Origin of the sequence: Streptomyces africanus (genome assembly GCF_030816955.1) — a bacterium.
GTDB classification, from domain to species: Bacteria; Actinomycetota; Actinomycetes; order Streptomycetales; family Streptomycetaceae; genus Streptomyces; species Streptomyces africanus.
This window is the reverse complement of record NZ_JAUSYP010000001.1, coordinates 3,384,596-3,398,569: the sequence shown is the minus strand read 5'-3', so window position 1 is coordinate 3,398,569 and position 13,974 is coordinate 3,384,596. Positions and strand designations below refer to the sequence as shown.

Below are 13,974 nucleotides of genomic sequence, written 5' to 3'. Positions count from 1 at the left end.
GCTCTGGGTTGGCGATGGCTCAGGACCACAGGCCACAGCCTTCAGGGGGAGGAACGATGGCGGACAGCTTCGGACCGATGCGTGACGAGGATGCCGACGACGGCGTCGTCGGCATGGGCCCGGACACGGACTCTCCACGCAAGGAACCGATCAGAGTCCTTGTGGTCGACGACCACGCCCTGTTCCGCCGTGGCCTGGAGATCGTGCTGGCGGCCGAGGAGGACATCCAGGTCATCGGGGAGGCGGGCGACGGCGCCGAGGCCGTCGAGAAGGCCGCCGACCTGCTGCCCGACATCGTCCTGATGGATGTGCGGATGCCCAAGCGCGGCGGGATCGAGGCCTGCACCTCCATCAAGGAGGTCGCCCCCAGCGCCAAGATCATCATGCTGACGATCAGCGACGAGGAAGCCGATCTCTACGAGGCCATCAAGGCGGGCGCGACCGGCTATCTCCTCAAGGAGATCTCGACGGACGAGGTGGCCACCGCCATTCGCGCGGTGGCCGACGGGCAGTCGCAGATCAGCCCGTCGATGGCGTCGAAGCTGCTCACCGAGTTCAAGTCGATGATCCAGCGCACGGACGAGCGCCGGCTGGTGCCCGCGCCGCGGCTCACGGACCGCGAACTGGAAGTCCTCAAACTCGTCGCGACGGGGATGAACAACCGCGATATCGCCAAGGAGTTGTTCATCTCCGAGAACACCGTGAAGAACCATGTGCGCAACATCCTGGAGAAGCTTCAGCTGCACTCCAGGATGGAAGCGGTGGTGTACGCGATGCGGGAGAAGATCCTCGAGATCCGCTGACGGTCAGGCGGTCAGGCGGTCAGGCGGGCCAGCTCTGTTGCGAGGGGATCGCGCAGGTCCGGTGCGTCGACCCGTTCCACGCGTACGTCCGTGCAGTCCACCCAGGTCGCCGCCTCGGCCAGGGCCTGGGCCACGGCCGGGACCGCCTTCGCGCCGTCGAGCGTGACCTGCTTGGCCACCAGCGTGCGGCCCTCGCGGGCCGGGTCCACGCGACCGACCAGCCGGCCGCCGGCCAGGACCGGCATCGCGAAGTAGCCGTACACCCGCTTCTGTCTGGGGACGTAGGCCTCCAGGCGGTGGGTGAAGCCGAAGATCCGCTCCGTGCGCGCCCGCTCCCAGATCAGGGAGTCGAAGGGCGAGAGCAGCGTGGTGCGGTGGCGGCCGCGCGGGGGTGTCTCCAGGGCCGCGGGGTCGGCCCAGGCGGGCTTGCCCCAGCCCTCGACCGTGACCGGGACGAGGCCTGAGTCGGCGATCACCGCGTCGACCTGCTCGCCCTTGAGACGGTGGTAGTCGGCGATGTCCGCGCGGGTGCCGACGCCGAGGGACTGGCCCGCCAGGCGGACCAGACGGCGCAGGCACTCGGTGTCGTCCAGCTCGTCGTGCAGCAGGGCCTCCGGGATCGCGCGCTCGGCGAGGTCGTACACGCGCTTCCAGCCGCGGCGCTCCACGCAGACCACCTCGCCGTACATCAGGGCGCGTTCGACCGCGACCTTCGAGCCGGACCAGTCCCACCAGTCGTTCGTCTTCTTCGCGCCGCCCAACTCCGTGGCCGTGAGGGGGCCTTCCGCGCGGAGCTGCTTGATGACCTCGTCGTAGGCACCGTCCGGCAGGTCGTGGTTCCAGTGCGGGCGGTTGCGGTAGGCGCGGCGGCGGAAGGCGAAGTGCGGCCACTCTTCGATGGGGAGGATGCAGGCCGCGTGGGACCAGTACTCGAAGGCGTGGGTGTCCCTCCAGTAGGCGTTCTCCACTGTCTTTCGGCCTACGGCGCCCAGGCGGGCGTACGGGACGAGTTCGTGGGAGCGGGCCAGGACCGAGATGGTGTCGAGCTGTATCGCGCCCAGGTGGCGGAGGATGCCGCGGACGCCGGCGCGGCGGGGTGGGGCGCCGAGGAAGCCCTGGGCGCGGAGGGTCAGTCTGCGGGCCTCGTCTGCGGAGAGCTCTGTTGCGGGGCGCGGGGTGGTCATGGTTTTGCACCATAGGGGGTGGGACTGACAGAGGTGGCGTGAGCTGCGAGGTCGGGCGTCGGGGTGCTGTGCGTCGGAGCTGGGGCGGGGTGGGTGCGCAGCCCGGCGTGACGGGGTGCCGCTGCGCCCACCGTGCCGCCCTGGGGGTACCTCCCAGGCCCTTGAGGCACTGGGGGAGGCACGACTGCCCGCAGCTCAGCAGCTCAGGCAGCTATGCGCGCGCCGGCAAGTACGGGGCCGTCGACGGGAGGCCCAGGTCCGAGGGGAGCAGGGAGCCGATCCAGGTGTCGCGGCGTACGCCCTTGTTGTTGGTCGCGGCGCGCAACGTGCCTTCGATGGTGAAGCCGGCTCGTTCCGCCACCACGCGGGAGGCGCGATTGCCCACCTCGGCGCGCCATTCGACGCGGTCGATCGCCGCATGGACGAAGACCCATCGGCAGGCCGTGAGGACGGCCTCCGTGATGTAGCCGCGGGAACGGTGCTCCTTGGCGGCCCAGAAGCCGATCTCGCCCACACCCAGGGCGCGCAGGGTGATGCCGACCATGCCGGCGAGTTCTCCGGAGAGGAGGAGGACGCCGAAGGTGTACATGGATCCGTCCGCCCAGCCGTCGGGGACCAGTTGTTCCGTGAAGGCCTCGGCGTGCTCGCGGAGGTACGGGGAAGGGATCGTGGTCCAGCGCTGGATGCCGGGGTCCTGGCAGGCGTCGTACACCGCGTCGGTGTCCTGGGCGCCGACCGGGCGCAGCAGGAGGCGGTCCGTGGTGAGGGTGACGGGGTCCATCGGCCGATTGTGGTGGGAGGTCCCCGGAAGCGCCATATGTTCGCTGTGGGTGAGGGTGCGATCACGCTTCGCGTAATTCGGGTGCGGGATGCGGCACTATCCGAGGGGCCCGGACGTTGTCCCCTTTGAAGCAGAGTGAAAGCGAAATGAAGCAGCGGACGGTCGCCGTCACGGCAGGCCCTCCCGGCGCGGCGGGGTCCTCGCATACGATGGCCGTTGCTCAGTAAGTCAAGTGGTAACCGACCGTCCCAGGCCCGACCGGCAAGGAGACCAACCCCCGTGTCCGTCCTCTCGAAGATCATGCGTGCAGGCGAAGGCAAGATCCTGCGCAAGCTGCACCGCATCGCGGACCAGGTCAACTCCATCGAAGAGGACTTCGTCGACCTCTCCGACGCCGAGCTGCGGGCCCTCACCGATGAGTACAAGCAGCGCTACGCGGACGGCGAGACGCTGGACGACCTGCTTCCCGAGGCGTTCGCCACCGTCCGCGAGGCCGCCAAGCGCGTCCTGGGCCAGCGGCACTACGACGTGCAGATGATGGGCGGCGCCGCCCTGCACATGGGGTACGTGGCCGAGATGAAGACCGGTGAGGGCAAGACCCTCGTCGGCACGCTGCCGGCGTATCTGAACGCGCTGTCCGGCGAGGGCGTCCACATCATCACGGTGAACGACTACCTGGCCGAGCGCGACTCCGAGATGATGGGCCGCGTCCACCGCTTCCTCGGCCTGACCGTCGGCTGCATCCTCGCCAACATGACGCCGGCTCAGCGCCGCGAGCAGTACGCCTGCGACATCACGTACGGCACGAACAACGAGTTCGGCTTCGACTACCTGCGCGACAACATGGCGTGGTCCCAGGAAGAGCTCGTCCAGCGCGGCCACAACTTCGCCATCGTCGACGAGGTCGACTCCATCCTCATCGACGAGGCCCGTACGCCGCTGATCATCTCCGGCCCGGCCGACCAGGCCACCAAGTGGTACGGCGACTTCGCCAAGCTGGTCAAGCGCCTCAAGCGCGGCGAGGCGGGCCAGCCGCTCAAGGGCATCGAGGAGACCGGCGACTACGACGTCGACGAGAAGAAGCGCACGGTCGCGATCCACGAGTCCGGCGTCAGCAAGGTCGAGGACTGGCTGGGCATCGACAACCTCTACGAGTCGGTGAACACCCCGCTGGTGGGCTACCTGAACAACGCCATCAAGGCCAAGGAGCTCTTCAAGAAGGACAAGGACTACGTCATCATCGACGACGAGGTCATGATCGTCGACGAGCACACCGGACGTATCCTCGCGGGCCGCCGTTACAACGAGGGCATGCACCAGGCGATCGAGGCGAAGGAAGGGGTGCCGATCAAGGACGAGAACCAGACGCTCGCCACGATCACGCTCCAGAACTTCTTCCGTCTCTACAAGCGCCACGACCACAAGGGCAAGGAAATGCCCGGTCTGTGCGGCATGACCGGTACGGCGATGACCGAGGCCGCCGAGTTCCACCAGATCTACAAGCTCGGCGTGGTGCCGATCCCGACCAACCGGCCGATGGTCCGCAAGGACCAGTCGGACCTGATCTACCGGACCGAGGTCGCCAAGTTCGAGGCTGTCGTCGACGACATCGAGGAGAAGCACCGCAAGGGCCAGCCGATCCTCGTCGGCACCACCTCGGTCGAGAAGTCCGAGTACCTCTCGCAGCAGCTCAGCAAGCGCGGCATCCAGCACGAGGTGCTGAACGCCAAGCAGCACGACCGTGAGGCGCAGATCGTCGCCCAGGCCGGCCGCAAGGGCTCCGTCACGGTGGCCACGAACATGGCCGGCCGTGGTACGGACATCAAGCTCGGCGGCAACCCCGAGGACCTCGCCGAGGCGGAGCTGCGCCAGCGCGGCCTCGACCCCGAGGAGCACATCGAGGAGTGGGCGCAGGCCCTGCCCGAGGCGCTCAAGCGCGCCGAGAAGGCCGTCCAGGCCGAGAAGGAAGAGGTCGAGAAGCTCGGCGGCCTCTACGTGCTGGGCACCGAGCGGCACGAGTCGCGCCGGATCGACAACCAGCTGCGCGGTCGTTCCGGCCGTCAGGGCGACCCCGGCGAGTCCCGCTTCTACCTCTCCCTCGGCGACGACCTGATGCGGCTGTTCAAGGCCCAGATGGTCGAGCGCGTGATGTCGATGGCGAACGTCCCGGACGACGTGCCGATCGAGAACAAGATGGTCACGCGCGCGATCGCCTCCGCCCAGTCGCAGGTCGAGCAGCAGAACTTTGAAACCCGTAAGAACGTCCTGAAGTACGACGAGGTCCTCAACCGCCAGCGTGAGGTCATCTACGGCGAGCGGCGCCGCGTCCTGGAGGGCGAGGACCTGCACGAGCAGGTGCAGCACTTCATGGACGACACGATCGACGCCTACGTCCAGGCCGAGACCGCCGAGGGCTTCCCCGAGGACTGGGACCTCGACCGGCTGTGGGGCGCCTTCAAGCAGCTCTACCCGTGCAGCGTCACGATCGAGGAGCTGGAGGAGGCGGCCGGCGACCGGGCCGGGCTGACCGCCGAGTTCATCGGCGACTCCGTCAAGGACGACATCCACGAGCAGTACGAGGCGCGCGAGGCGCAGCTCGGCTCCGAGATCATGCGTGAGCTGGAGCGCCGGGTCGTGCTGTCGGTCCTCGACCGCAAGTGGCGCGAGCACCTCTACGAGATGGATTACCTCCAGGAGGGCATCGGCCTGCGCGCGATGGCGCAGAAGGACCCGCTGGTCGAGTACCAGCGCGAGGGCTTCGACATGTTCACCGCCATGATGGAGGGCATCAAGGAGGAGTCCGTCGGCTACCTGTTCAACCTGGAGGTCCAGGTCGAGCAGCAGGTCGAGGAGGTCCCGGTCGAGGACACCAAGCCGGTGGCCGACCTGGAGAAGCACGACACGGTGCCGGCCCAGGCCGGTGCCCGCCCGGAGATCCGCGCCAAGGGGCTCGACGCCCCGCAGCGGCGCAACCTCCACTTCTCCGCCCCGACGGTCGACGGCGAGGGCGGCACCATCGAGGGCGACTTCGCCGCCGATGAGGAGCCGGTGCGTTCCCAGGCCGACGGTCTCACGCGCGCGGAGCGCCGCAAGCAGGCGCGGAGCCGAGGCCGTCGTAAGAAGTGACAGTCGCTGAGGCGCCGTAGTGGCATGAAGGGCCGGACACCCCAGAGTGTCCGGCCCTTCGGTTTGGCGGGATCGGCGGCTCTTCGGCCTACGGCGATGGCTCAGTCGGCCTCTGCGCGGGGCGGGCGGGGGCCGCCGAGTTCCACCGCCGTGCAGCGCCAGCGGAGGTCCTGGCCGAGTTCCAGGCGGAAGGCCATGGCGCGCAGCCGGTCGCCGGCGCCGATGCGGGCGAAGGCCTCGATGGCACCGGGGCGGGGTTCGAAATAACCGATGTCGCGGACGACGGGTCGGGCGCCCCGGGTGCGCAGGGGGCCGCGTTCGGCGAGCCAGGCCAGTTCGTCGTAGGCGCGGCCCCGGGTGTGGCGGAGCATCGAGTGGACGGGGCGGTGGCCGCTGAGGACCGCCAGCAGGAGGTCGGCGAAGAGGTCGGTGGGGAGGAGGCGGGGGACCGGCGCCGGGCGGTGGGGGTGCCGGCCGGGGACGCGTGGGGCGGTGCCCCGCGGGGCCGGAACGGGGGTGGTGTTCCGGGGGGCCGGGGCGGTGGTTCGTGTCGCCCTGCGGGGTGCTGTGGGGGTGGTGGAGGGTGTCGGCGGGCGCGTGTCCGTGGGACGGGTGCGAGGGCCCGTGGTGCGGGCTGAGCCGGGAGGACGGCCGTCGGCTGCCGGGGTGCGGGCGGGGCCTCCGCCGGGGGTACGGGGTGGGGCGGTGCCGCCCGGGGCGCGGGGAGTGGGGGTTCCAGTGGTGCGGGGGGTGGTGCTGCCGGGTGTGCGTGCGCCGGCGTTGCCGCCGGGGCGGCGTGGGTCGCGGCGGGCTGGTGGGCGGGTGGCCGGGCGCTGCTGTGCCCTGGTCATGACCTTGTGCATGGGGGTCCCCGTTTCGTGAGCCCGGTGGATACCGGGGAGTAACTTCGGGTCGGTGATCTTGTACGGGCCCGACGGGGGCAGGGGCAAGGAAGCGGATCTCGGGTGTCGGGCGGCGGAATGTTCACCTATCCGGGTGGCGTGGAGGGCGTGGAACCAGTCAGTGCGGGGGTGCGCCGGGTGAATGCCGGGCCTGGAGTTGCCGCGTCCGGCGTCACAGGGCGGAACTCGAAAGGGGACGCGCCGCACGTATCCTGAAGGCCCTCCGGAGCCCGCCGGAGCCCTCCGAGCGTGACCACGACCACGAAACGACCACGAAAAACGACCACGAAAGAAGCGGCCAGCCATGCGTGTCTACGTCCCCCTGACCCTCCCCGGTCTCGCCGAGGCGTACAAGACGGGTGAGCTGGGAGCCGGGCCGTTCGTCGCCTACGCCGTGACGCCCGGGCTGCGCGAGTGGTACCTCTCCGACGACATCGAGGAACTGGAGTACGCGGCGCTGAGCCGGGCCGCGCTGGCCTCGCTGCGGCTGCTGGCGGCCGAGCCGGAGGCGCCGCGGCGGCGGGTCGTGGTGTCCGTGGACGTGCCCGACCGGGCCGCGAGCGCGGACCCCGACCGGGGGCTCGACCCGGCGGCACTGGGGGAGGTGCGGGTCACCGGCCCCGTCGCGCTGGCCAAGGCGGCGTCCGTGCATGTCGACGCCGCGGACGCGGAGGCGGATGTGACGGCGGCGGCCGAGGCGCTGCCGGCGGCGGACGGTGGGGACGACGACGCGCAGTTCGTCGTGGACGGGGCGGAGGACCACGAGCTGCTGTGGTTCGCCACTCAGGAGATTCCGAACCTGGTGGAGCGCGGGGACTGAGCGCCGGGGCGGGTGCTCTCGCCGTTCAGGGGGCGCGTTGAGTCGCCTTTCTCTTGATTGTCAGTGGGGGCGGGTACGTTTTGGGCATGGGGAAGCAGACGGGCGCGCACATTGTCTGGGACTGGAACGGAACGCTGTTCCATGACATCGACGCGATCATCGGGGCGACGAACGCGGCCTTCGCCGAGCTGGGGCTGGAGCCGCTGACGCTGGAGAAGTACCGGGCGCTCTACTGCGTGCCGGTGCCGAAGTTCTATGAGCGGCTGATGGGACGGCTGCCGACCGAGGCCGAGTGGGAGGTCATGGACGACATCTTCCATCGGTACTACGCGGAGCACCGGGTGCGCTGCGGGCTGACGGTGGGAGCGGTGGAGCTGCTGTCCGGGTGGCGGTCGGCGGGACGGAGTCAGTCGATCCTCAGCATGTACGTGCACGAGGAGCTGGTTCCGTTGGTGCGAGGGTTCGGGATCGAGCCGCACTTCATACGGGTGGACGGGCGGACCGGGCCGTCGGGGGGCAGCAAGGCCGAGCACATGGTGCGGCATCTGGGGTCACTGAGAGTGGATCCTGAGCGGACCGTGGTGATCGGGGATGCCGCGGATGATGCGGTGGCTGCGGAGCATGTGGGAGCCCGGGCCGTGCTGTACACCGGCGGGTCGCACAGTCGGGCGAGTCTGGAGGCAGTGGGGGTGCCGGTGGTGGACACGCTGGAGGAAGCGGTCGCCGAGGCGGAGCGGCTGGCGGCGTAGCCGGGTGCGCGGCGTCGGTGCTGGGGCCGGGTGGGTCCGCAGCCCGGCGGAGCGGGGTGCCGCTGCGCCCACCCGTGCCGCCCTGGGGGTACCTCCCAGGCCCTTAAGGCACTGGGGGAGGCACGATGGCCCGCAGCTAGGCCCGTCGCCCTGTAGTGGCACTGTGCAGAACGTCAAACTTCCAGGCCTGGTTTTGTACACATACGGCTCATGACGGGCCCCCTGTAAGGAGCGATAGCCTTGGTGGCGTGATCAGCGCGATAGTTCGCGGGGACGTCGTCGTCCCTGCCCTGCGCCCGGAGAGCACGGACTACATCCGTGACCGGGCGGCGGTCGCTGGTCTTCGCGGGCGGGACGGGGCTTCGATGACTCCCGGGACGCCGAGCACCATCCGGACCGAGGCGTCGCAGAGAGCAGCCTCACACCCGTGGGGCGGCTCAAGATTGGCTCAGACACCCCCGCTCATCTCACCTTGCGGCATAGCGTCGGAACAGACCGGATACCCCGTGTCACGGCGTGACGTCGTAAGCGCAGAGGCCGTACTTCCTTCTACGTCACGCAACGGCGCGCGACAGGAGCCAGAGGACAATGCAGACCAAGCTGGACGAAGCCAAGGCCGAGTTGCTCGAGAGGGCCGCCCGGGTTGCTGAGAACAGCCCGGTCGGGGGGCACCTACCGACCGGGTCGACGGGCGAGGAGACCCCAGACGCCCAGGAAGCCCCGGATCGCGAGTCCCTGCTCTCGTTCCTCCAGCGTTACTACCTGCACACGGCCCCGGAGGACCTCACCGACCGCGACCCGGTCGATGTCTTCGGAGCCGCCGTCTCGCACTACCGGCTGGCCGAAAACCGTCCCCAGGGCACGGCCAACGTGCGGGTGCACACCCCCACGGTCGAAGAGAACGGGTGGACGTGCAGCCACTCCGTGGTCGAGGTCGTCACCGACGACATGCCCTTCCTCGTCGACTCCGTCACCAATGAGCTGACGCGGCAGGGGCGCGGCATCCACGTCGTCATCCACCCGCAGTTCGTCGTGCGGCGCGATGTCACCGGCAAGCTCGTCGAGGTGCTGCCCAAGCCCGCGACCGGCATGCGCGACCTACCGCACGACGCGCACATCGAGTCCTGGATCCATGTCGAGTTCGACCGCGAGACCGACCGGGCCGATCTGAAGCAGATCACCGCCGACCTGCTGCGGGTGCTGTCCGACGCCCGTGAGGCCGTCGAGGACTGGGGCAAGATGCGCGAGGCGGCGATCCGGCTGGCGGAGGGGCTGCCGGACGAGCCCATCCCCGGTGACCTGCCCGGTCCCCAGGTAGAGGAGGCCCGCGAGCTGCTGCGCTGGCTGGCCGACGACCACTTCACCTTCCTCGGCTACCGCGAGTACCAGCTGCGCGGGGACGACTCCCTGGCCGCCGTGCCCGGCACCGGCCTCGGCATCCTGCGCGCCGACCCGCACCACTCCGACCAGGAGAGCCACCCGGTCAGCCCGTCCTTCGAGCGGCTGCCCGCCGACGCCCGGGCCAAGGCGCGCGAGCACAAGCTGCTCGTCCTGACCAAGGCGAACAGCCGGTCGACGGTGCACCGGCCGTCGTACCTGGACTACATCGGGGTCAAGAAGTTCGACGCCGAGGGCAATGTCGTCGGCGAGCGGCGGTTCCTCGGGCTGTTCTCCTCCGCCGCCTACACCGAGTCCGTGCGCCGGGTCCCGGTCATCCGGCGCAAGGTCGAGGAGGTCCTCGAACAGGCCGGGTTCTCGCCCAACAGCCACGACGGGCGCGACCTGCTGCAGATCCTGGAGACGTACCCGCGCGACGAGCTGTTCCAGACCCCGGTCGACGAGCTGCGGTCGATCGTCACCTCCGTCCTCTACCTCCAGGAGCGCAGGCGGCTCCGGCTCTACCTGCGCCAGGACGAGTACGGGCGCTACTACTCGGCCCTCGTCTACCTCCCGCGCGACCGCTACACCACGGCCGTCCGCCTGCGGATCATCGAGATCCTCAAGGAGGAACTGGGCGGCATCAGCGTCGACTTCACGGCCTGGAACACCGAGTCGATCCTGTCCCGGCTCCACTTCGTGGTCCGGGTCCCGCAGGGCACCGAGCTGCCCGAGCTGTCCGACGCCGACAAGGAGCGCATCGAGGCCCGGCTGGTGGAGGCCGCCCGCTCCTGGGAGGACGCCTTCGCCGAGGCGCTCAACGCCGAGCTCGGCGAGGAGCAGGCGGCGGAACTGATGCGCCGGTACGCGCACGCCTTCCCCGAGGGCTACAAGGCCGACCACAACCCGCGCGCAGCGGTCGCCGACCTCGTCCACCTCGAACAGCTGAACGCCGAGGAGGGCCAGGACTTCGCGCTCAGCCTCTACGAGCCGGTGGGCGCCGCCCCCGAGGAGCGCCGCTTCAAGATCTACCGCACGGGTGACGCCATCTCCCTGTCGGCCGTGCTGCCGGTCCTCAACCGGCTCGGCGTCGAGGTCGTCGACGAGCGGCCGTACGAGCTGCGCTGCTCGGACCGGAGCGTGGCCTGGATCTACGACTTCGGCCTGCGCATGCCCCGCTCCCGCAGCGGCGGGGACCACCTCGGCGACGACGCCCGCGAGCGGTTCCAGGACGCCTTCGCCGCCACCTGGACCGGCAAGGCGGAGAACGACGGCTTCAACGCCCTGGTGCTGAGCGCCGGGCTGACCTGGCGCCAGGCGATGGTGCTGCGGGCGTACGCGAAGTACCTGCGGCAGGCGGCGTCCACGTTCAGCCAGGACTACATGGAGGACACCCTCCGCAACAACGTCCACACCACCCGCCTGCTCGTCTCCCTGTTCGAGGCGCGGATGTCGCCGGACCGGCAGCGCGCGGGACACGAGATCGTGGACGCGCTGCTGGAGGAGGTCGACGCGGCCCTCGACCAGGTGGCCTCGCTCGACGAGGACCGGATCCTGCGGTCGTTCCTCACCGTCATCAAGGCGACGCTGCGGACCAACTTCTTCCAGGAGGCGGCGGGCGGCAAGCCGCACGAGTACGTCTCCATGAAGTTCGACCCGCAGGCCATCCCCGACCTCCCGGCGCCGCGCCCGGCGTTCGAGATCTGGGTGTACTCGCCGCGCGTCGAGGGCGTGCACCTGCGCTTCGGCAAGGTCGCGCGCGGGGGCTTGCGCTGGTCCGACCGGCGTGAGGACTTCCGTACGGAGATCCTCGGCCTGGTCAAGGCGCAGATGGTGAAGAACACCGTCATCGTGCCGGTCGGCGCCAAGGGCGGCTTCGTCGCCAAGCAACTGCCCGACCCGAGCGTCGACCGGGACGCGTGGATGGCCGAGGGCATCGCCAGCTACAAGACGTTCATCTCGGCGCTGCTCGACATCACCGACAACATGGTGGCCGGCGAGGTCGTGCCCCCGGCGGACGTCGTGAGGCACGACGAGGACGACACCTACCTCGTCGTCGCCGCCGACAAGGGCACCGCGACCTTCTCCGACATCGCCAACGGGGTCGCCGAGCAGTACAACTTCTGGCTCGGTGACGCCTTCGCCTCCGGCGGCTCGGCCGGCTACGACCACAAGGGCATGGGCATCACCGCCCGCGGCGCCTGGGAGTCCGTCAAGCGGCACTTCCGGGAGCTGGGCGTCGACACCCAGACCGAGGACTTCACGGTCGTCGGCATCGGCGACATGTCCGGTGACGTGTTCGGCAACGGCATGCTGCTCTCCGAGCACATCCGGCTGGTGGCCGCCTTCGACCACCGGCACATCTTCATCGACCCGAACCCGGACGCCGCCACCTCCTACGCCGAGCGCCGCCGCCTGTTCGAGCTGCCGCGCTCCAGCTGGGAGGACTACGACAAGGAGCTGCTGTCGGCCGGCGGCGGCATCTTCCCGCGCACGGCCAAGGCCATCCCGGTCAACGCGCACATCCGCGAGGCCCTCGGCATCGAGGCCAAGGTCACCAAGCTGACCCCGGCCGACCTGATGAAGGCGATCCTCCAGGCGCCGGTGGACCTGCTGTGGAACGGCGGCATCGGTACGTACGTCAAGTCCTCCGCCGAGTCCAACGCGGACGTCGGCGACAAGGCCAACGACGCCATCCGCGTCGACGGCAAGGACCTGCGCGTCAAGGTCGTCGGCGAGGGCGGCAACCTGGGCCTGACCCAGCTCGGCCGGATCGAGTTCGCGCTGCACGGCGGCCGGATCAACACCGACGCCATCGACAACAGCGCGGGCGTGGACACCTCCGACCACGAGGTGAACATCAAGATCCTGCTCAACGGCCTGGTCGCGGACGGCGACATGACCGTCAAGCAGCGCAACAAGCTGCTCGCCGAGATGACCGACGAGGTCGGCCACCTGGTGCTGCGCAACAACTACGCGCAGAACACGGCGATCGCCAACGCCCTCGCCCAGTCCAAGGACATGCTCCACGCCCAGCAGCGCTTCATGAAGCACCTGGTCAGGGCGGGCCACCTCGACCGGGCGCTGGAGTTCCTGCCCACCGACCGGCAGATCCGCGAGCGGCTCGCCCAGGGGCAGGGCCTGACCAGCCCGGAGACGGCCGTCCTGCTGGCGTACACGAAGATCACGGTCGCCGAGGAGCTGCTGCACACCTCGCTGCCCGACGACCCGTACCTGCGGGGCCTGCTGCACTGCTACTTCCCGACCGCGCTGCGCGAGCAGTTCGCCGAGCGCATCGACGGCCACCCGCTGCGCCGCGAGATCACCACGACCGTCCTGGTCAACGACACGGTCAACACCGGCGGCACGACGTACCTGCACCGCCTGCGCGAGGAGACCGGCGCCTCCCTGGAGGAGATCGTCCGGGCCCAGACCGCGGCGCGTGCGATCTTCCGCTCCGCCGAGGTGTGGGACGGGGTCGAGGCGCTCGACAACAAGGCCGAGGCCGACGTCCAGACCCGCATCCGGCTGCACTCGCGCCGCCTCGTGGAGCGCGGCACGCGGTGGCTGCTCAACAACCGGCCGCAGCCGCTCCAGCTCGCCGAGACCGTCGACTTCTTCGCCGACCGGGTCGAGCAGGTCTGGGCGCAGCTGCCGAAGCTGCTGCGCGGCGCCGACCTGGAGTGGTACCAGAAGATCTACGACGAGCTGACGGACGCCGGCGTCCCGGACGAACTCGCCACCCGCGTGGCCGGGTTCTCCTCCGCCTTCCCGACGCTCGACATCGTGTCGGTCGCCGACCGCATGGGCCGGGAGCCGCTGGACGTCGCCGACGTCTACTACGACCTCGCCGACCGGCTGCGGATCACCCAGCTCATGGACCGCATCATCGAGCTGCCCCGCGCCGACCGCTGGCAGTCCATGGCCCGCGCGGCGATCCGTGAGGACCTGTACGCGGCGCACGCGGCGCTGACCGCGGACGTCCTGGCGGTGGGCAACGGCACCTCGACGCCCGAGCAGCGCTACAAGGCGTGGGAGCAGAAGAACGCGGCGATCCTCGGCCGGGCCCGCACCACACTGGAGGAGATCCAGAGCTCCGAGGCGTTCGACCTCGCGAACCTGTCGGTGGCGATGCGGACGATGCGGACACTGCTGCGGACGCATTCCTAGGAGAGCGCGCCCCGGGCCGGCAGCGGCCCGGGGCGCTTTCTTCTTGGCGTGCCTTAGGGCGG

At 69.8% G+C, this 13,974-nt stretch carries 8 protein-coding genes; 5 read left to right on the top strand and 3 right to left on the bottom strand.

What is annotated here, in order from left to right:
• Positions 1-56: 56 nt before the first annotated feature.
• Positions 57-803: a response regulator gene (locus QF034_RS15595; protein ID WP_086564144.1), complete on the top strand. Its 747-nt coding sequence runs from the start codon at positions 57-59 to the stop codon at positions 801-803.
• Between the two features lie 11 nt (positions 804-814).
• On the opposite strand, the gene QF034_RS15590 is transcribed toward QF034_RS15595, so the two are convergent.
• Positions 815-1,987: a winged helix-turn-helix domain-containing protein gene (locus QF034_RS15590; RefSeq protein ID WP_307175534.1), complete on the bottom strand. Its 1,173-nt coding sequence runs from the start codon at positions 1,985-1,987 to the stop codon at positions 815-817.
• A 211-nt stretch (positions 1,988-2,198) separates the two neighbouring features.
• The gene (locus QF034_RS15585; RefSeq protein ID WP_307175533.1) at positions 2,199-2,768 is read right to left on the bottom strand and encodes a GNAT family N-acetyltransferase; all 570 of its coding nucleotides are present in this window, start codon (positions 2,766-2,768) and stop codon (positions 2,199-2,201) included.
• A 279-nt stretch (positions 2,769-3,047) separates the two neighbouring features.
• On the opposite strand from QF034_RS15585, the gene secA reads away from it, so the two are divergent.
• Entirely contained in the window at positions 3,048-5,894 is a 2,847-nt protein-coding gene (gene secA, locus QF034_RS15580; RefSeq protein WP_307175532.1) for a preprotein translocase subunit SecA, read from the top strand.
• A 101-nt stretch (positions 5,895-5,995) separates the two neighbouring features.
• On the opposite strand, the gene QF034_RS15575 is transcribed toward secA, so the two are convergent.
• Positions 5,996-6,757 carry an Rv3235 family protein gene (locus QF034_RS15575; protein ID WP_307175531.1) on the bottom strand — a complete coding sequence of 254 codons (762 nt, stop codon included), beginning with the start codon at positions 6,755-6,757 and terminating at the stop codon, positions 5,996-5,998.
• A 343-nt stretch (positions 6,758-7,100) separates the two neighbouring features.
• Between QF034_RS15575 and QF034_RS15570 the strand changes: the two genes are divergently transcribed.
• The 3 genes from QF034_RS15570 to QF034_RS15560 all read left to right on the top strand — a co-directional run bounded on the left by QF034_RS15570 (position 7,101) and on the right by QF034_RS15560 (position 13,912).
• Positions 7,101-7,616, top strand: coding sequence for a DUF6912 family protein (locus QF034_RS15570; RefSeq protein WP_307175530.1), 516 nt, complete (start codon positions 7,101-7,103; stop codon positions 7,614-7,616).
• An 86-nt stretch (positions 7,617-7,702) separates the two neighbouring features.
• A complete protein-coding gene (locus QF034_RS15565; RefSeq protein ID WP_307175529.1) occupies positions 7,703-8,365 on the top strand; it encodes an HAD family hydrolase in 663 nt (220 codons plus the stop codon).
• A gap of 588 nt (positions 8,366-8,953) precedes the next feature.
• Positions 8,954-13,912 (top strand): NAD-glutamate dehydrogenase, encoded by a 4,959-nt coding sequence (locus tag QF034_RS15560; protein ID WP_307175528.1) that lies wholly within the window; start codon positions 8,954-8,956, stop codon positions 13,910-13,912.
• Positions 13,913-13,974 lie beyond the last annotated feature (62 nt).